Genomic DNA, 18426 nt, shown 5'->3' on the forward strand with positions numbered 1-18426 from the left:
TTCAGTTTATCTAAGCGATGTTACTTTCCTATTTTTTTTATGAATAGTTCCACCTATAGGAGACAAAATAAGATCGTCTTTATTTCCTTAAAGGAGTTGCCGTCCAATGGCCAAAGAAAACAATTCAATAATGACCGTTATTGCAATCGGTTCCATTCCGATGATTTTAGTGTTGGGAAATTCAATGCTTATCCCTATCCTCCCAAAAATGAAATCGGAATTGGACATCTCGCAATTTCAAGTAAGCTTGACAATTTCCTTATTTTCGATCGCAGCTGCGATATCGATTCCGGTACTTGGTTATTTATCTGATCGATTCTCGAGAAAAGCAATTATCATTCCAGCGCTTATTTTATATGGAGGCGGTGGGCTGCTTGCAGGATTTGCATCCGCATGGTTTTCAAATGCTTACTTATGGATTATGGCAGGGAGAATTATGCAAGGGATCGGTGCAGCCGGAACAGCCCCAATTGCAATGGCTTTAACCGGTGACCTCTTCAAAGGAGGAAAAGAGAGTAAAGTACTTGGAATTGTAGAAGCATCGAATGGGCTTGGAAAAGTTGTTTCTCCAATTATCGGTTCGCTGCTTGCATTATTAATATGGTACTCTGTCTTTTTCGCGTTCCCGATTTTTTGCGTCATTTCAATATTATTAACGGCTTTTTTTGTTAAAGAAAAAAAGAAGAATGCAAAACCTATTCCGTTGGGATCCTATATGAAAGGGCTGCTATCTGTTTTTAAAAGTGAAGGAAGATGGCTCCTTACTGCCTATTTGGCAGGAGCTACTTGCCTTTTTACCTTATTCGGCATTTTGTTTTATTTATCGGATATTCTTGAAAAGACTTATGATATTCAAGGAGTCATGAAAGGATTAATCCTTGCGATCCCCCTTTTGTTCATGACAACAACTTCTTATATTACCGGAAGCAAAATTAAAAAGAAAATGAAATTAATGAAAAATTTAATCGTTCTAGGGCTCATTTTTATGACAATTTCTTTTGTAACACTCGTTTTCTTTAAAAAACTTGTCCCATTTATAGCAATATTAACTATAAGCAGCATTGGAACAGGGTTGGCATTGCCATGTATTAACAGCTTTATTACTGGGTCTGTCGGAAAAGAAAGGCGAGGTTTTGTTACATCATTGTACGGTTCTGTCCGTTTCTTAGGGGTAGCTGCTGGGCCACCGTTATATGGGTGGATGATGGATTGGTCAAGAACTGGCATGTTTTTGGTAACTGCTGGATTAACATTAGTTGTTGCATTTCTTGCCATGCTGCTTATAAGAGTCAGCGATCAATCCGAAAAAGAAGATGCAAAAGATTCATTATTTTCCCGTTTACAGCTTCATACGGAGTAAAAATAAAAAAAGGAGCGATTTCATTTGGAAATTTATATCTCGCCAGAATTAATCGATCAAGACAAACAAATATTGAATATTGTTGATCAAAATCAACAGGCCGTAGGCTTCCTATCACTCCAATTTGACGACAAAAAAATGTACATTTTCGGTAATCTTCAGGAAGTTGGCGTTAAGGAAGACTTCAAAGACCTTATTAAACCTTATGTCAACGGAATGTCAAAAAACAAAGCTGATCTTGAAGTCTACTCCTATGTATCGCTTGGAGGGGAAAAATTTGATTTGGAGGCAAGCGAAGAAGATCAAAAAGAAAGCTGAACCCTTTTATTTCTTGTCAAAAAGCCTGCCTGCAACTTTTTCAATAAAGGCAGGAAACAGCAGATAAAGTTTGCTGCTTATATTCATCCATCCGGGCATATTTAATTCCCTTTTCGGATGAAAAATAAGTTTCACGATTTTTTTCGCCACCACATCCGGATCAAGCATAAATTTCCTTACGTTTCTCACATAATCTCCTGAACGGTCGGCAATCGTAAAAAATTCGGTTTTAATTGGACCCGGGTTGACCGTTGAAACATGTATATTTGATTTTTTAAGTTCCATTCTTAAACTGTTGGAAAAACCAATGACAGCCCATTTCGAAGCCGAGTACCCACTCGACTTCGGAGTGGCTATTTTCCCAGCCTGTGAAGCAATATTAATAATGTGGCCGCTGTTGCGCTCAAGCATTTGAGGCAATATCAATTTTGTAAAATGCATAAGGCCAAACACATTTACCGCAAACATTTCTTCAATTTCACCCAAATCGGTATCGGCAAAAGCTTCAAATACCCCAAATCCCGCATTATTTATCAGGATATCAATGTTTTTATTTTCAGCTTGGATTTTTTCAAATGCCTTCTCTACCTCAAGCCGATTTCCAACATCAACCGAGTAGAACGGGGGTTTCACACCGTACCGGTGAAAAAACTCCAATTGTACATGTTTCAGCTTTTCCCGATTTCTTGCAATTAATATCGGTACGGCTCCGTATTTGCCTATTTCAATGGCGATCGAAGCGCCTATTCCTGTTGAAGCACCAGTGATTAGAACCACCTTGCCTCTCAATTGACGATTTTGCATGTCCTCTCCTTCATTTTATTTTTTTATCACGAATTTCTCCCCCTAATTGTAAGCTCTTTTTTCGGAAAAGTCACATTTTATTTGTTCTTCTGATGCTTGATCGTTTGACATATCCTCATACTTTACTGCTATAATGTTTTCATCAATTAAGAGAATTGAGAGGCGAAATGACATTGTTTGAAAAAGAAAAAATAGTTTTCATTGGTGCAGGGTCCATGGCTGAATCCATTATTAAAGGTTTACTTAAAAACGAAATTCTGCCACCTGGACAAATCTGGGCAACAAACCACTCTGATGACATAAAATTAAACAAGTTAAAAACGGACTATTCGATCGAGGCAACAAGAGATTATAACGAGCTTTTTGAAAATGCGACAATGATCATTTTAGCCGTTAAACCGAAAGACGTGCGAGAAAGCATTGACGCAATTAGAAGTTATATCACAAACGATCAGCTCATCATTTCAATCATTGCAGGTGTATCCATTGATTTCTTCGCTGAACACCTGCCAGACAAAATGCCCATTATTCGTACGATGCCAAATACTTCAGCAGCTGTTGGATATTCAGCCACCGCTATTGCGAAAGGCAGCTACACAACCGATGAACATTTGATAAAGGCGAAAGAGCTATTTTCTGCTATTGGAACGGTAACGACAGTCGAAGAAGATGAATTACACACAGTTACCGGCATTTCTGGAAGCGGGCCTGCATATTTATATTATTTAGCAGAAGCCATGGAAGAAAAAGCAATTGAGTTTGGCCTTCCTCAAGGGACTGCTAGACACCTCATCATCCAAACATTCCTAGGTGCTGCAGAGATGATGAACCGAACGGAAGAATCGCCTCGAAAACTTAGACAGCAAGTGACAAGCCCGAAAGGGACAACGGAAGCCGGCATTCAAGCTCTCGAAGACCATCACTTAAAAAGAGCCATACACGAATGCATTAGCGCAGCCGTTCATCGATCACGCGAACTGGAAGAGCTATACAAGCCGAGCACAAAAAATAATTAGTTCTTAACAACGGAAAACCTACAGTTTCAGCTTCGTTAAATTTGACTGCTGTTAAGAAGGGAACGTCGGTAAATGACACTTATATTTGCCCACCGTGGAGCAAGCAGGGATTGCCCCGAAAATACGATGAGCGCTTTTAAAAAGGCATACGAGCTCGGTGCAGATGGAATTGAGCTTGATGTGCAGCTATCAAAAGATAATGTGCCTGTCATTATTCATGATCCCACGCTCAATCGGACAACGAACGGTAAAGGAAAAGTGCGCAATAAAACAGTATCCGAACTAAAATTTCTAGACGCCGGGAGTTGGTTCTCCTCTGCTTACCAAAGCGAAAGAATTCCTACGCTGGATGAATTTCTTATATGGGCAAAACCGAAGGATCTCATTGTAAATATTGAACTAAAAATAAACAAAGAAGATCATTTGCTCATAGAAAAAGTGCACGAGGTTATAACATTTCATCGCATGGCCAACCGGGTCATTATTTCATCATTTAGCCGAGAAGCATTATTAGAAATGAAAAAAATAAACCCCGATTATAAAATAGGGTTTATTTATAAAAAAAGCCGGAAAGTTAAACCTTGGCTTGCCGCAGCCGAAATGCAGCTTGATGCTGTCCATCCCCATTATAAAAATGTAACAAGAAAATATATGAAATCCATGCACAAGCACAACATTAAAGTACGCCCTTATACTATCAATCACGTAAAAGTAATGAAAAAATTAATGCGGTGGAATGTTGATTCGATGATTACCGATGATCCGAAAACTGCGTTATTATTACGCGGTGGCCTGCACGAAAAATTCATTCAAAAAATACGATTGGCGGTTAAAGGTTCCTTTTTCAAAACGTAAATATGTCCAAGTCGGAAGCAAGAAATGTGTTTTTAAACACTTTTCTTGCTTCTTTCAAAAGTAAATTGCTTTGTTCTCCTTGGTACCTAGAGCTGATATGGGTCAGGATAAGCTTTGAAACATTTGCTCTATTCGCGATCCTAGCCGCGTCCACGGTCGTTGAATGAAAATATTCATAGGCAATTTTTCGGTCACTTTCCATAAACGTAGCCTCATGAACTAAAATGTCGGCGTTTTCAGCCAACACCTCAGCATTCTTGCATACTCTTGTATCGCCAAGTATGACAACCGTTTTGCCGGGCTTTTTAGGGCCGACAAAATCCTCTCCGTTTAATATGCGGCCGTCATCAAGCGTAACACGTTCTCCCTTTTTTAATGCAGCATACGCCGGTCCTGGCTTTACACCGATTTCTTTTAAACGATCAACGAGTAAGCTGCCGGGTTTCTTTTTTTCTTTCATTCGGTAACCGAACGATTGGATCGCATGTTCAAGCTCTTTTACCGTAACGGTATGGCTTTTTAAATCGATGGACATTCCATCTTCCACTTCAACAACCTTGAGCGGATAGTGAAGATGAGTCTCGCTGATGGATAGTGTTGCCTTTATAAACTTGTCTATTCCTTTAGGTCCATAAACCGTTAATGGCGATTTCCCGCCTTGAAAAGAACGACTTCCCAGAACACCGGGAAGTCCATAAATATGATCACCGTGTAAATGCGTTATAAAGATTCGCTCCAGCTTTGATAATTTTAATGATGTATACAGCATTTGATGCTGGGTTGCTTCACCACAGTCAAAAAGCCATAAGGCCCCTTTATAATCATTTAAAAACTTTAAAGCAATGGCAGTCGTGTTCCTTTGTTTAGAAGGAACACCTGCCCCTGTTCCGAGAAAGTGGAGTTCCACACGATCTACTCCTTCAACAACATGTATCCGTTTATTTTTCTGCAACGGTTTGTATAATCGAGATGACAAGCTCAGAAGTTTTTACTAATTCTTCTATCGGCATTTTTTCATTTGTTGTATGAATGTCTTCATATCCAACCGCTAAATTCACAGTAGGAATCCCAAAACCAGCAATAATATTTGCATCACTTCCACCGCCGCTGTGCAACAGTCTTGGTGTTCTTCCAACCTTCTTGACAGCTTCTTGCGCAATGTTCACAACGTGATCATTTTCATCAAATTTGAAGCCGGGATAGACAACCTCGGATTGAAATTCGGCATTGCCCCCCATTTCATTCGCAGCTTCCTCAAATGCCGTTCTCATTTTTGCAACTTGGGAGTCCATCTTCTCAGGAACGAGGGAACGCGCTTCTGCTTGAATTTCGACATAATCGCATACAATATTTGTCTGTGTCCCGCCTTCAAACCGGCCAATATTCGCTGTTGTTTCTTCATCAATACGGCCGAGAGGCATCTTTGCAATGGCTTTTGATGCAATCGTTATGGCTGAAACGCCTTTTTCAGGCGCGACACCCGCGTGAGCCGTTTTGCCTTTCACGATCACTTTTATTTGAGCTTGCGTTGGCGCTGCTGTAATGATGTCGCCAACCTTTCCATCACTGTCCAAAGCAAAGCCGTATTTTGCTTTGATCAGGGAAGAATCCAGCTCTTTTGCTCCTACAAGCCCGGATTCCTCTCCGACGGTAATAATAAATTGAATGTCGCCATGCGGGATCTTTTGCTCCTGCAGAACTTTGATGGCTTCAACCATTGACGCGAGTCCTGTTTTGTCGTCAGCGCCTAAAATCGTCGTCCCATCCGTTACGATGTAGCCATTTTTAATGGAAGGTTTCACCCCGTTGCCTGGAACGACTGTATCCATATGAGATGTAAAATAGATTGGATCCGCGTCAAGGGTTCCCTTCATTGTGCAAATCAAATTTCCGGCTCCATGGCCCGTTTTTTTAGCACTATCATCCTCTATGACGTCGACACCAAGCGCGCTGAATTTTTCTTTCAACGCTTTCGCAATAGTTGCTTCATGCTTCGTTTCCGAATCAATCTTGACTAGCTCGATAAATTCATTTACGAGCCGTTCTTGGTTAATCATGTAAACACCACCTAAAAAGAGGTTTTTCAAAAAGTCCGGGAACGATAGGCTGTGAATCTCTTCGTCAGCTTGCTCTTCCGCTACTCACGTATCCTACAAACATACGCTCCGTTGCTCAGAGCTACGCTTCCTCGACCTTCTTGCCTCTCGTTGTCCTCCTTTTTGAACACGCATTATAAAGGAATATTTCCGTGCCTTTTCTTAGGCCTTGATTCTTCCTTATTATTTAACATGTCGAGTGCCTGAACAAGCTTTACTCTTGTTTCTCTAGGGTCAATCACATCATCAACCATTCCCCTTGACGCTGCGACATAAGGGTTCGCAAATTTTTCCCGATACTCTTCAATTTTTTTGCCCTCGTTTGCTCGGGATTTTCACTATTCATAATTTCCCTTGCAAAAATAATGTTTGCAGCACCTTCAGGGCCCATTACGGCAATTTCCGCATTCGGCCATGAGAAAACGAGATCAGCCCCAATCGCCTTACTGTTTAATGCAACATATGCTCCGCCATATGCTTTGCGTAAGATGACTGTAATTTTCGGGACCGTCGCTTCGGAATAAGCATACAAAATTTTTGCCCCGTGCCGAATAATTCCGCCGTGCTCTTGTTTAATTCCAGGAAAAAATCCTGTGACATCTTCAAATGTAATGATTGGAATTTGGAAACAGTCACAAAAGCGAATAAAGCGGGAAGCCTTGTCGGATGAGTCGATGTCAAGGCCTCCAGCCATTACTTTTGGCTGATTGCACACAAGTCCAACCACTTTTCCATTGATTCTTGCTAGACCGATTACGATGTTTTTTGCGAAATCTTTATGTATTTCATTAAACGAGTCTTTATCGACAACTTCCTCAATAACCTTTCTCACATCGTATGGCCGTGTCGAGTCGATTGGAACAATCTCCGCCAATTCTTCCCGGTAATGATCATCTTCTTGATTACATTCAATGACCGGTGGTTTTTCTTTATTATTTTGAGGCAGGTAGGAAATCAGCTTGCGGACTTGCTGCAAAACCTCTTCTTCCGTTTTCCCAGTAAAGTGGGCGTTTCCGCTTTTTGAGCTATTTACTTTTGCGCCGCCTAAGTCTTCGGAAGAAATTTTCTCACCCGTGACTGTTTCGATGACTTTTGGGCCAGTAATAAACATTTGGCTCGTTTTTTCAACCATAAAAATGAAGTCAGTTATCGCTGGTGAATAGACTGCACCTCCGGCACAAGGGCCCATGATGACGGAAATTTGTGGAATAACACCGGAATAGATGGCATTGCGGTAAAAAATATGCCCGTACCCATCTAGTGACACGACGCCTTCTTGAATTCTAGCTCCGCCAGAGTCGTTTAACCCAATGAATGGCGCGCCGTTTTGTGCGGCAAGGTCCATTACATTGGCAATTTTCCGGGCGTGCATCTCACCCAACGCGCCACCGAAGACTGTAAAGTCTTGGGCAAATAAGTAAACCGGACGTCCTTCTATTTTACCGTAGCCTGTAACGACACCTTCTCCCGGCGCTTTCACTTTATCCATCCCAAAGTCTTGGGAACGATGTTCAATAAAAGGGTTTAATTCAACAAACGTGCCTTCGTCTAAAAGAAGGTTGATTCGCTCTCTTGCCGTTAATTTTCCCTTTTCATGCTGTTTGTCAATGCGGTCATCTCCGCCTCCGCGTTCAATCTCCGCTTTACGATCATATAAATCATAAATTTTATCAAACATATCCATTATTTATCTTCCCCCGTTGCCCGTTTTTCACACAGTTCATAGAGCACACCCGATGCAGGTTTCGGGTGGATAAAAGCAATTTTTGCGCCGCCGGCTCCAATTTTCGCCTGCTCATTTAACATGCGAATTCCATCATTTTTCAAATCTTTAATACGCTCATTAATTGAATGGACGCCTAATGCGATATGATGGATTCCTTCTCCCCGTTTTTCAATAAATTTAGCGACCGGGCTTTCTTCACTTGTCGGCTCCAATAATTCAATCCGGGATTCTCCTACTCTTAAGAACGCTACTTTTACCATTTCAGATTCCACTTCTTCAATGCCTTCAAGCGCCATGTTTAGATGGTCTACATAGAACGGCAGCGCATGTTCTAACGATTTGACTGCAACTCCTATGTGATCAATTTTGTGAGGCTTTTTATCTTCCATGTATGGTTCTCCCCCTCCAATTTCTTTTCAATTTTCAAATATTATTTTAAAGGACTTGTCGATAATTGGCAAAAGAAGTTTCTCTTTTCTAAAAATAAATTTGCCTTTTCGCAAATTTAAACCAATCTTATCTCTCACTTCTAACATCCAAGAAAGACACGTCAGCGCTTTTCTTATTTTAACACCTTGTCACAAATATTGCTTCTTAGTACAATGTTTTTAGGATATGAATGGGGGTTTCGACATGTCACGTAAATTTATAAAACTCGTTGTTTACATTATGATCGCAGCATTGCTTTTATCATCTTTGCTAACAGGCATTTCGTTTTTATAAACAGGTTCTATTAAACGGTAACGGTGATCGATTTACCTTGGTACTATTCAGGTAAAATCGACCCCGGCAATGTTCATTTATTACTTTTATCTGGTTCCTGGTAATCAAGAGGTTTATTCGAACTCATGGCACCGTGCTGCTTCGCCAATTCTGCAAAAGATTCATCGCTTGAAGTAACAAGGATTTTTGTGCCTAATGGAAGTTCGTCATACAACCGTTCAACATCTTCGTTGTGCATCCGTATACAGCCATTGCTAATATATTTTCCGATTGAGGAAGGTTCGTTCGTTCCGTGGATGCCATACGTTCTCCCATCGGTATGTAATGCATCAAATCCGATCCATCTGGAGCCTAATGGATTGTTTGCCGCCCCTCCCGGTATGTTTAATTTGCGGTAATAGGGATCTTTAGCCTTTACGATCATGGTAAATTTTCCTTCAGGAGTTAGTGTCTTTTCCTTTCCTGTTGCAACAGGCTTGATATATTGGATACGCCCATTAGAGATAAATGCTAGCTTGTTTGTCGCTTTATTCACAATAATAAAAGGATCCCCAACAAGAGGATTCGGTTCAAGAGGCCATATAGGCGAAATGAAAGTTACTGATAATGCTAGGAAAAAAGACAATGCCTTCATCATTTTCGTTTCCTCCCTTCCCTCTTAGGGTGACAAACGGAAGGGTCTTTCATTCGTTTACCTATGGGAAAATAAAGGTATTTATTCATACCCTGCTTGGGTCTGCCCATAACACCCGTTAAGTTTCGCTAAAGTTTCACTTTAAATCGATGCAGTCGACTCCATTTTTGATTTTCTTCGCTCAACGATTTTGATGACGTAAATGCTTCCTTCATATAAGAAAATCATTGGAATAAGAACAAGCAGCTGGCTGATGAAATCAGGCGGTGTGATAACGGCAGATATAATTGCAATCGCTAAGTATGACCATTTACGGACTTTCTTCATCGTTTCTGCAGTCAGCATATCAATCGAAGCTAAAAACATTACAATAACAGGCATTTCAAATAAAAGCCCAAGCGGCATCGTCGTCATCATAAGAAACCGCACATACTCTTCGGCGGAAACCATAATATCGAAATTCATTGCGCCAAGTGACAATAAAAAATCGTAACTGAGGGGATTTACGACAAAATAGCCAAAGCCCACCCCGATAATAAATAAAATTAGCATCATTGGGGCATATAATCCGAGAGACTTCGCTTCTTTCGGATAGAGCCCCGGCTTTACAAATTGCCAGATGAAATGGGCCAAAAACGGCAATGATAAGCCAAGAGACAAAGCGAGTGAAATCGACATATAAAATTTCACAACCTGAAGCGGGCCAAGAATAATAAGATCGTTTCCTCTTGTAATGTAAGGGAACCATATATTAATCGTAGAAAAGACGGTTATAAAAAAGAAGAGAAATACGAAAGCACTCTTTATGAGCTGCTTCCGTAAATCTGTCAAATGTTCAACCAATGTCCCTTCGTCTTCTTTGTTTTCTTCCTCTTCTTTAACATAATCAACTATCTTATTCTCTTCATATTGCTTATCCAAAGGGCTTAAGACTTTTCGATTATGATCTTCGTACGGATCCATTCAACCACCTACTGTACTGGGTCTGGTTTTTTCTCTTCTTTTTTAGGGGGCTCGTTATCCTCCATAATATCTTTTGCTGATTTTTTAAATTCAAACAACGTTTTTCCAACTGCCGAGCCAATTTCCGGCAGTTTTTTCGGTCCGAAAAGAATAAGTACAATGACAAGAATGATGATTAAACCTGGAATGCCAATCGTTGAAAAACCCATTTTTTTCCTCCTTCTTATATGGAAAGTATAAATTGGCAGTTCGCCAATTTAATCAAGTCTAACCTCCAACCTTTCTCCTCTAAGAAAAACGCGTGACCGTTTTTTCTCAAACGAGAGAACCTCCATTTTTGCTATATTTGATAATCCCCTCTGCACAGCGATATGCCAAAGCGCCAACCGTTCCAGTTGGATTATAACCACTGTTATGAGGAAAATTTCCTGCGCCGACAACAAATAAATTTTCAGCATCCCAATGCTGTAAATAATTGTTCACAACACTTGTATCCGGCTCTGAACCCATCGTCGTTCCACCTACATTATGTGTTGTCTGATAAGGAACGATATCGTAATCTGTCAATGGATTTCCAGGAACGACTGTTTTTGCTCCCATTTCTTTCATAATTTCTTCTGTTTTTGAAGTTAAATATTTGTGGAGCGCTTTATCTTGATCGGTGAAATTATACGTCATTTGCAACAAAGGCACTCCGTATGCATCTTTATAGTTGCTGTCAAGCGATAAGTAATTTTCCTTATGCGGCATAGATGCACCTTGGCCGCTGACATTCAAAGTGCGTGTATAATTGTGTATGGAAGCTTTTTTGAATTCAGCTCCCCATGTTGGCGTGTCTGGCGGTACCGGATTCGTTTGAATGGGCCTTGCCCCTGTTTGAGTTAAAGAAAGACTCGCACCATGGATAAAATCAAGGTCACTATGGTCGAAATTATCCCCATTAAAATCGTCAATCGTCATGCCTAATGAGCCAGCTCCCATGAATACGTTCATTTGTTCATCAAAAAATCCTGTCGCACCAGGCAAGATTTGATAGCAATAATTTTTGCCGAGTGTTCCGCGCCCTGTTTCAGGATCGTATTGTTCTCCTATGCCCGAAACCATTAAGAGCTTGGCATTATTCATCACATAGCTAGTTAAAACAACGACATCAGCCGGTTGGATAAACTCTTCCCCAGAAACCCGATCAATAAACTTTACCCCTGTCACTTTATCGCCTTTTTTCAGAACCTCGGTGACATTGGCATGAAAACGGATATCGTAATTCCCTGTTTTCCTTGCCGTTGGAATAACAGTGATTTCCGGAGATGTTTTCGCGCCATACTCACAGCCGAACCTCTCACAAAAACCGCAATATTGGCAAGCGTTGATTGTTTCACCGTCCGGGTTTTTATATTTTTCCGATAAATTTGCAGATGGAAGCATAAACGGATGATATCCCAGATTCGTTGTTGCCTCCTCAAATTTTTTAAGGATAGGTGTTTTTTTCATCGGGGGTGTAGGATAATCACTTGACCGTTTCCCTTCAAACGGATTTTTCCCATCCCCGGAAATGCCAGCTGTTTTTTCAAATTTATCAAAATAAGGCTCTAATTCGTCGTATGTAATGCCCCAATCCCGGACAAAATAATCTTTTGGAATTTTATCTTTTCCATATTTTTTTTCAGTCATTGATTTAATTTCAAAATCATATGGCAAGAAACGCCACGTATGTCCATTCCAGTGTGTACCCGATCCACCTAAATTTTCGCCTAATAAAAAGGAGCCCATTTGCCGCATGGGCAGTGCTCTCTGTTTTCGGTTATTGCGAAATGTAATCGTTTCTTTTGATAAATCCTGCATAAGTTCGTACCGAATAGCATAACGGAATTCATCGTGAACCATTAAGTAGTCTTCCGTCCCTCTTTCTTTCCCCCGTTCCAGCCCAAGCACTTTCAATCCTGCTTTGGCACATTCGGCAGCAATAATGCCACCTGTCCATCCCACTCCAACTGTTACGACATCTACTTTATCCAAAGTTTTAGCCAAATCCATTACTCCTTTCAGTGCATCATACTCGAAACTGATTTTGGATCAATTTTTTGAAATTCTTTATTCTCTATTACGTTGATATAAGAAGCTTGATGCCCTGGGAATCCTTTCATGCGCCAAGCATCCATATTGTTGTTTCCGTTGTAAATTGGATCAGCATAAGCTCCCTCCAATGTTGCTTGTCGCAGCAATCTAAAAAAGAATGCAGAGGAAACGGCAGTCATTTTAATTTTATCCTTTTGAAAATCTGTCAAAATTTCATCCATTTGGTTGCCTTCGAGTTCAGAGAAACTTTTCTTAAACCTTTTCGTTGCTTCTTCATTCAATTTGGCGATGCCTTGAGAAAAGATTTCAGCTCTTGTCAAGCGGCTTTGATAGCCTTGTGTCGCCTCACCGGCAAAAAATGGCCCTTGCATGTATTCTTTCGTGTTATTTCCATAGTTTCCAGCGAGTTGATTATCAATGAAATAAGGTACACCAAGATCAATCGCACCGGGACCAAGATCATCCTTGGGAAAAATCCGCTCAGTCGCCTGTGAGAGTGTGTTAAAGTCTTTGTTGTTTGTAAAGAACATCCTGCCCTTAAAGGTTTCAGTCTTTTGGGCTTCTGTCTTCGTTTCGGGTTCCGCTACATTTGTCCTTTTGACGTTATAGCCTACTAAACCACCGATTAAACCACCGCCAAGCAAAGTCCCTGTAGCAATACCAGACGTTTTCAGAAAATCACGCCTTGATAAGTTTTTCTTTCTTTCTTCAGCCAATCAGATCCCTCCTAAACCATTTAAATTGCACATAAATTTGGTTACTTAACTTGCTTCTATCTTTCCCCACTGAAATGAATAAAAAACATCTTTATGAATTATTTTTTTGAAATTGAGCATAAAAAAAGCCCAAGCGTTGTTGTTTTTCCAACAGCTTGAGCTATTTTTATATACAAAGGTATAAATTGGCCGTTCGCCAATTAAATTAAATCCAACCTCTAATCTCTCACCTCTAAGAAAGGCGCGATAGCGTTTTTCTTTTTAGCAATGTTGATTAAAAGCGTCTTGCAATTTTTTTACAACATCTTCTGTGTCAAAAGATTCGATATCATTACGGGCAATCATTTCAACGATTTTTCCATCTTTCATTAAAGCGAATGATGGAGATGAAGGAGGATAGCCCGTAAAGTAAGTACGCGCTTGCTCTGTTGCTTCTCTATCCTGTCCAGCGAACACGGTTACAAGATGGTCAGGCTTTTTGTCGTTTTTAAGCGCATAATAGGCAGCCGGGCGAGCAACTCCGCCGGCACAGCCGCAAGTTGAATTCACCATAACGAGCGTTGTTCCTTGCTTTTTCATTGCCTCATCGACTTCTTCTGGAGTCGTTAATTCAGTATAGCCTGAATCGCGCATTTCCCTGCGTGCTTGATCAACAATATCTTTCATAAATAAATTAAAGTCCATTCATTTCATCCTTCCTTTTGATGATAGTTTTATTTTATCAAGGGACTAGGAAGGAATTCAACTTAAAGCACTTACATCAAAGAGCGCATTCCTCAATTTCAAAGCCTAAGTCTTCAATCATTTGATGATCTGACGAGTATTGCTGACCTTCTGTCGTTAAATAATCCCCAACGAAAATTGAATTTGCCGCGTATAACCCCATTGCCTGCAATGAGCGAAGATTCACTTCTCGGCCTCCTGAGATGCGAATTTCTTTCGATGGGTTCATAAAGCGGAAAAGGGCCAGTACTTTAAGGCAATAGGAAGGTGTTAATTCATCCATCCCTTCAAGCTTTGTCCCCGGTATCGCATGCAAAAAATTTACCGGGATAGAATCAGCATCCAATTTTCGAAGTTCAAGCGCCATTTCGTACACTTCGTTTTTAGTTTCACCCATTCCAATAATACACCCGGAACAAGGTGAAATCCCGGCGCTTTTCACATTCTCAACTGTATTGACCCTGTCATCATATGTATGGGTTGTCGTAATATTCGCATGGTGGCTTCTGCTCGTATTCAAATTGTGGTTATACCGATCAACCCCTGCTTCTTTCAAGCGATCAACTTTGTCTTGTGGCAAAATGCCGAGACACGCACAAATTTTAAGCGGCATTTCCGATTTAATCTCTTTGACAGCATCAACGACTTGATCAATTTCACGGCTTGATGCGCCCCGCCCGCTCATGACAATACAGTACGTGCCTGCTTTCCTTTGCATTGCTTCTTTTGCACCTTGTACGAGAACATCTTTTTCAAGAAGCCTGTATTTTTCAACAGGTGTGTTCGCTGTCATCGATTGGGAACAATATCCGCAATCCTCAGGGCATAATCCGCTCTTTGCGTTAATAATCATGTTTAATTTTACTTTGTTTCCGTAATAATGTTTACGGACACGATAAGCCGCATGAAGGATTTGCAACAGGTCTTCATCTGGGGCATTTAAAATCCGCAGCGCTTCTTCTTCCGTTAAAATTTCCCCATTTAATGCTTTGTCTGCAAATTCTTCCCATTTTTGAATTGTGTTTACTTTTGTTGTTGTCATACTTTTCATTCCCCCTTTACATTTTTAGCAATCGTTCGATGTCAATATTGTTTTGAATGGCCTCGCAAATTTCTTTCCGGCTTTTATTTGCGAGAAATGGAATCGTTCCTAGCACCGGAACGTTTGAAACTTCCTCAATTAATCCCGGATTTGTTTGTTCGGCAATTCCTAATTCGTTATCCTTTACGCCATTGATAATGACGCCGGCGATCGGGATTGACAACTGCCTCGCATAAAAAATCGTTAACAGCGTGTGGTTGACTGTCCCTAAAGATGGCCTGGCAACAATTAATAATGGCAGCTGAAGCTCTTTCGCAAGCTCACTTGCAAGAAATGATTCCGAGAATGGAACGGCAAAGCCCCCGGCTCCTTCGACCAAAAAGAAGTCATGGGTTCCATTTACTTTATTCCATTTATCAAGCAGCATTTCTTTCGTGATTATTCGGTTTTCTCTCTTCGCCGCCGTATAAGGGGCTAACGGTTCATCAAATTGAAAAGGGTTAATCCATTCAAGGGGGTTCGGATCTTCTGCAAAAGATTTCAATAGAAACGCATCACTTGTCGGATCTTCTCTTTTCGTTCCACTCATCATCGGCTTCCATACTCCGAGATCAAGTCCATTTTCTTTCAAAGCGGCAGCCAACCCGGCAGTAACAAATGTTTTTCCGATTTCTGTATCAGTGCCCGTAACAAAAAAACCGCGAATCGCTAACACCTCCTGTAAGTGATGACGCGAACGAAGGCAATACCCCAAGTTCTTTTCCTGCATGGAGAAAAGCGTTTAATAAATGGTCTATTTGTTCTTGTTGATGGGTCGCCATAAGTGTGATTCGGATTCGGCTTTTCCCCTTTGGAACGGTTGGCGTTCGAATGGCAGGCGCGTAAATTCCGCATTCATAAAGTTTTTCTGCAAACAGTAGCGCCTTTTCTTCTTCACCGATTAAAACGGCAACGATTGGCGTATTTCCTTCTATCACTTTAAACCCCATGCGCACCAATTCATTGCGGACAAATGCAGCATTGTTTAAAAGCTTTTTTACATGATGCGGCTCTTCTTCCAAAAGACGAAAAGCTTCTGAAGCCGCCGCAATCACTCCGGGTGATAGAGACGTTTGGAAGATAAATGGACGCGATTTGTTCTTCAAATAATCGATCAATGTTTCGCTTCCTGCTGCGAAGCCGCCTTCGGTTCCAATTGCTTTGCTTAATGTGCCGATTGTGAGATCAACTTTATTTTCCAATCCGTAATATTCTGCTGTTCCTTTGCCGATAACTCCTGTGGCGTGTGCATCATCAACCATCACCATCGCATCGTATTTTTTAGCCAAACGGGTGATTTCGGGAAGCGGGGCAATATCGCCATCCATGCTAAAAACACCATCTGTCACGATTAGCTTTTTGCGGCCTGAAAACTTTCGCATTTTTTCTTCCAGGTCATTCGTTTGCAAATGTTTGTAAATAACTGTTTTTGCTTTGCTTAATCGGCAACCATCAATAATGCTTGCATGGTTAAGTTCATCGCTGAAAATAACATCGCCTTCATCCAGCAAAGCAGAAACCGCCCCAACGTTTGCAAGATAGCCGCTGCTGAATAAAAGTGCCTTCTCAGTGCCTTTAAACGTTGCGATCTTCTTCTCCAGCTGTTCATGCAACCGAAAATTCCCTGTGATAAGCCGGGAACCGCCGCTGCCAGTCCCAAAATCACGTGTTGCAGCTATGGAAGCAGCTATTAACCTAGGATGTGTTGCAAACCCTAAATAGTTGTTGCTTGCGAACTGGATGATTTCTTTGCCGTCAATGACTGTAACAGCGCCATCCAATGATTCAATTGTCCGCATTTCACGATAGATGTGATGATCCCGTAATCTCTGTAGTTCATTATGGTAAAAATGATAGCTGTTCATAAAACGACTTCATCCTTCATCGTAACTTCTTCAATTGATGCTTTCATAATGTCAATCATCGCCTGTAAATCTTGTTTTTGCGATACAAGCGGCGGCATAAAAACAAGCACGTCTCCCATTGGCCGGCTTAACATGCCATGCTCTCGCATTTTTAAAGTGACATGGTACCCCATTCGTTCCGCAGCTTCAAACGGTTGCTTCGTTCGCTTGTCCGCAACTAGCTCAATTCCTGCCATAAACCCGATCTGGCGTATATCTCCAACATGCTCTAACTCTTTAAGCTCATGTAAGCGTTCACTGACAAAGGTTGATTTTTCTGCAACAGATTCAACAATTTTATCTTTTTCGAATAACTTTAAATTCTCCAATGCAACGGCACATCCAAGCTGGTTCCCGGTATAGGAATGCCCGTGAAAAAATGTTTTCATTTCATGATAGTCTGCATAAAAGGCTTGGTAAATCTCCTCTGAAGTCAAGGTTGCCGCAACCGGTAAATACCCGCCTGTCAATCCTTTTCCGATAGTCATAATATCCGGAGTCACTTCTTCATGATTGCAAGCAAACATTTTCCCGGTTCTGCCGAATCCGGTTGCCACCTCGTCACATATGAGAAGTACGTTATATTCACTGCATAGTTGCCTAACTTTAGAAAGAAAACCTTTCGGCATGGAGATCATACCGCCAGCCCCTTGCATCATCGGTTCAACAATGAGCCCTGCGCATTCATGGTGGTGGTTCTGGAGCAATGATTTTAAATTTTCCAAACACTCTTCGCGGCATATGTCTGGGTCCCCGCTTTCGTGGCGGTAAACATACGGATACGGTGTTTTAAAACTGTGAAACATGAGCGGTTTGTAGATTTTATGAAAGAGTTCAACGGAACCAACGCTAATTGCTCCAATTGTGTCCCCGTGATAACCATTTTCTAATGAAATGATCTTTTGCTTGCCGCTCTTTCCAATATTTTGCCAATATTGAAAAGCCATTTTGATCGCGATTTCAACTGCCGTCGCGCCGCTGTCTGAATAAAAGACTCGGCTCAGTCCTTTAGGAGCAATTTGAATGATTTTTTCTGAAAGCTCTGTAGCCGGAATATTTGTCATCCCCAACAATGTTGAATGGGCGATTTTGTTTAACTGTTCTTTTATTGCATGATTTAATTCTTCTTTTCGATGTCCGTGAACATTCAGCCATACGGAAGAAAAGCCATCATAATATTCATTTCCTTCCGTATCTTTTACTTTGATGCCCTCCCCGCTTTCAATAATTAATGGATTTTCTTCATAATCTTTCATCTGCGTAAACGGTAGCCAAAGATGTTTTTTGCTGATATCAAGTAAGGTTTGATGATGTGACATGCGCCTCCTCCTTTTAAAATAAATGTTAACCTTTTTATTGGTTAGGTTTACATTTAAGATTTTCCCATTTACAGAAAAGTATGTCAAGACAAAAAAACCACTACGCTTAAAC

At 40.9% G+C, this 18426-nt stretch carries 19 protein-coding genes and 1 pseudogene; 5 read left to right on the plus strand and 15 right to left on the minus strand.

All coding sequences use genetic code 11. From position 1 onward, the window contains the following. Positions 1-106 precede the first annotated feature (106 nt). Both DCC39_RS01640 and DCC39_RS01645 read left to right on the plus strand, forming a co-directional pair. On the plus strand, positions 107-1360 hold the full coding sequence (locus DCC39_RS01640) for an MFS transporter (protein WP_116553140.1): 1254 nt from the start codon (positions 107-109) through the stop codon (positions 1358-1360). Positions 1361-1384: 24 nt separating this feature from the next. Next, the gene (locus DCC39_RS01645; RefSeq protein ID WP_116553141.1) at positions 1385-1678 is read left to right on the plus strand and encodes a hypothetical protein; all 294 of its coding nucleotides are present in this window, start codon (positions 1385-1387) and stop codon (positions 1676-1678) included. A 6-nt stretch (positions 1679-1684) separates the two neighbouring features. Here the strand turns inward: DCC39_RS01645 and DCC39_RS01650 are convergent, their stop codons facing one another. Then, a complete protein-coding gene (locus DCC39_RS01650) occupies positions 1685-2482 on the minus strand; it encodes an SDR family NAD(P)-dependent oxidoreductase (RefSeq protein WP_116553142.1) in 798 nt (265 codons plus the stop codon). A gap of 167 nt (positions 2483-2649) precedes the next feature. On the opposite strand from DCC39_RS01650, the gene proC reads away from it, so the two are divergent. Continuing rightward, on the plus strand, positions 2650-3498 hold the full coding sequence (gene proC / locus DCC39_RS01655) for a pyrroline-5-carboxylate reductase (protein WP_116553143.1): 849 nt from the start codon (positions 2650-2652) through the stop codon (positions 3496-3498). Between the two features lie 72 nt (positions 3499-3570). After that, entirely contained in the window at positions 3571-4353 is a 783-nt protein-coding gene (locus DCC39_RS01660; protein WP_116553144.1) for a glycerophosphodiester phosphodiesterase, read from the plus strand. On the opposite strand, the gene rnz is transcribed toward DCC39_RS01660, so the two are convergent. The 4 genes and pseudogenes from rnz to mce form a co-directional block, all read right to left on the minus strand. Continuing rightward, the gene (rnz, locus tag DCC39_RS01665; RefSeq protein ID WP_116553145.1) at positions 4343-5260 is read right to left on the minus strand and encodes a ribonuclease Z; all 918 of its coding nucleotides are present in this window, start codon (positions 5258-5260) and stop codon (positions 4343-4345) included. The genes DCC39_RS01660 and rnz overlap by 11 nt on opposite strands. Positions 5261-5291: 31 nt before the next feature. Then, positions 5292-6410, minus strand: a complete 1119-nt coding sequence (locus tag DCC39_RS01670; RefSeq protein ID WP_116553146.1) for a M20/M25/M40 family metallo-hydrolase — start codon at positions 6408-6410, stop codon at positions 5292-5294. Between the two features lie 173 nt (positions 6411-6583). Beyond that, positions 6584-8058 (minus strand): annotated as a pseudogene (locus DCC39_RS01675) (acyl-CoA carboxylase subunit beta). 74 nt (positions 8059-8132) lie between these two features. Next, entirely contained in the window at positions 8133-8564 is a 432-nt protein-coding gene (mce, locus tag DCC39_RS01680; protein ID WP_116553147.1) for a methylmalonyl-CoA epimerase, read from the minus strand. Between the two features lie 244 nt (positions 8565-8808). On the opposite strand from mce, the gene prli42 reads away from it, so the two are divergent. Then, positions 8809-8898 carry a stressosome-associated protein Prli42 gene (gene prli42 / locus DCC39_RS19030; protein WP_165820756.1) on the plus strand — a complete coding sequence of 30 codons (90 nt, stop codon included), beginning with the start codon at positions 8809-8811 and terminating at the stop codon, positions 8896-8898. A 73-nt stretch (positions 8899-8971) separates the two neighbouring features. On the opposite strand, the gene DCC39_RS01685 is transcribed toward prli42, so the two are convergent. The 10 genes from DCC39_RS01685 to bioA form a co-directional block, all read right to left on the minus strand. Then, complete coding sequence (locus DCC39_RS01685) at positions 8972-9535, minus strand: L,D-transpeptidase (RefSeq protein ID WP_116553148.1); 564 nt, start codon at positions 9533-9535, stop codon at positions 8972-8974. Positions 9536-9673: 138 nt separating this feature from the next. Then, positions 9674-10495, minus strand: coding sequence for a twin-arginine translocase subunit TatC (gene tatC, locus DCC39_RS01690; protein WP_116553149.1), 822 nt, complete (start codon positions 10493-10495; stop codon positions 9674-9676). 8 nt (positions 10496-10503) lie between these two features. Further along, entirely contained in the window at positions 10504-10704 is a 201-nt protein-coding gene (tatA, locus tag DCC39_RS01695; RefSeq protein ID WP_116553150.1) for a twin-arginine translocase TatA/TatE family subunit, read from the minus strand. 106 nt (positions 10705-10810) lie between these two features. Then, positions 10811-12523, minus strand: coding sequence for a GMC family oxidoreductase (locus DCC39_RS01700; protein ID WP_116553151.1), 1713 nt, complete (start codon positions 12521-12523; stop codon positions 10811-10813). 14 nt (positions 12524-12537) lie between these two features. Then, complete coding sequence (locus DCC39_RS01705) at positions 12538-13287, minus strand: gluconate 2-dehydrogenase subunit 3 family protein (RefSeq protein WP_116553152.1); 750 nt, start codon at positions 13285-13287, stop codon at positions 12538-12540. A gap of 261 nt (positions 13288-13548) precedes the next feature. Beyond that, entirely contained in the window at positions 13549-13971 is a 423-nt protein-coding gene (locus DCC39_RS01710) for a BrxA/BrxB family bacilliredoxin (protein ID WP_116553153.1), read from the minus strand. A 76-nt stretch (positions 13972-14047) separates the two neighbouring features. Continuing rightward, positions 14048-15052, minus strand: coding sequence for a biotin synthase BioB (bioB, locus tag DCC39_RS01715; RefSeq protein WP_116553154.1), 1005 nt, complete (start codon positions 15050-15052; stop codon positions 14048-14050). Positions 15053-15068: 16 nt separating this feature from the next. Continuing rightward, positions 15069-15806 carry a dethiobiotin synthase gene (gene bioD / locus DCC39_RS01720; RefSeq protein ID WP_240613486.1) on the minus strand — a complete coding sequence of 246 codons (738 nt, stop codon included), beginning with the start codon at positions 15804-15806 and terminating at the stop codon, positions 15069-15071. Beyond that, the gene (gene bioF, locus DCC39_RS01725) at positions 15730-16956 is read right to left on the minus strand and encodes an 8-amino-7-oxononanoate synthase (RefSeq protein ID WP_116553155.1); all 1227 of its coding nucleotides are present in this window, start codon (positions 16954-16956) and stop codon (positions 15730-15732) included. Before bioF ends, bioD begins: the two co-directional genes overlap by 77 nt. Further along, positions 16953-18314, minus strand: coding sequence for an adenosylmethionine--8-amino-7-oxononanoate transaminase (gene bioA / locus DCC39_RS01730; protein ID WP_116553156.1), 1362 nt, complete (start codon positions 18312-18314; stop codon positions 16953-16955). Before bioA ends, bioF begins: the two co-directional genes overlap by 4 nt. Between the last annotated feature and the right edge of the window lie 112 nt (positions 18315-18426).

Origin of the sequence: Pueribacillus theae, from assembly GCF_003097615.1 — a bacterium.
In the GTDB taxonomy this organism is placed as follows: Bacteria; Bacillota; Bacilli; order Bacillales; family UBA6769; genus Pueribacillus; species Pueribacillus theae.

Coding starts and splice junctions, on each gene's coding strand:
- DCC39_RS01640 (WP_116553140.1), top strand. CDS start 107: ATGGCCAAAGAAAACAATTCAATAATGACCGTTATTGCAATCGGTTCC.
- DCC39_RS01650 (WP_116553142.1), bottom strand. CDS start 2,482: ATGCAAAATCGTCAATTGAGAGGCAAGGTGGTTCTAATCACTGGTGCT.
- proC (WP_116553143.1), top strand. CDS start 2,650: ATGACATTGTTTGAAAAAGAAAAAATAGTTTTCATTGGTGCAGGGTCC.
- DCC39_RS01660 (WP_116553144.1), top strand. CDS start 3,571: ATGACACTTATATTTGCCCACCGTGGAGCAAGCAGGGATTGCCCCGAA.
- DCC39_RS01670 (WP_116553146.1), bottom strand. CDS start 6,410: ATGATTAACCAAGAACGGCTCGTAAATGAATTTATCGAGCTAGTCAAG.
- mce (WP_116553147.1), bottom strand. CDS start 8,564: ATGGAAGATAAAAAGCCTCACAAAATTGATCACATAGGAGTTGCAGTC.
- prli42 (WP_165820756.1), top strand. CDS start 8,809: ATGTCACGTAAATTTATAAAACTCGTTGTTTACATTATGATCGCAGCA.
- DCC39_RS01685 (WP_116553148.1), bottom strand. CDS start 9,535: ATGATGAAGGCATTGTCTTTTTTCCTAGCATTATCAGTAACTTTCATT.
- tatC (WP_116553149.1), bottom strand. CDS start 10,495: ATGGATCCGTACGAAGATCATAATCGAAAAGTCTTAAGCCCTTTGGAT.
- tatA (WP_116553150.1), bottom strand. CDS start 10,704: ATGGGTTTTTCAACGATTGGCATTCCAGGTTTAATCATCATTCTTGTC.
- DCC39_RS01710 (WP_116553153.1), bottom strand. CDS start 13,971: ATGGACTTTAATTTATTTATGAAAGATATTGTTGATCAAGCACGCAGG.
- bioB (WP_116553154.1), bottom strand. CDS start 15,052: ATGACAACAACAAAAGTAAACACAATTCAAAAATGGGAAGAATTTGCA.
- bioF (WP_116553155.1), bottom strand. CDS start 16,956: ATGAACAGCTATCATTTTTACCATAATGAACTACAGAGATTACGGGAT.
- bioA (WP_116553156.1), bottom strand. CDS start 18,314: ATGTCACATCATCAAACCTTACTTGATATCAGCAAAAAACATCTTTGG.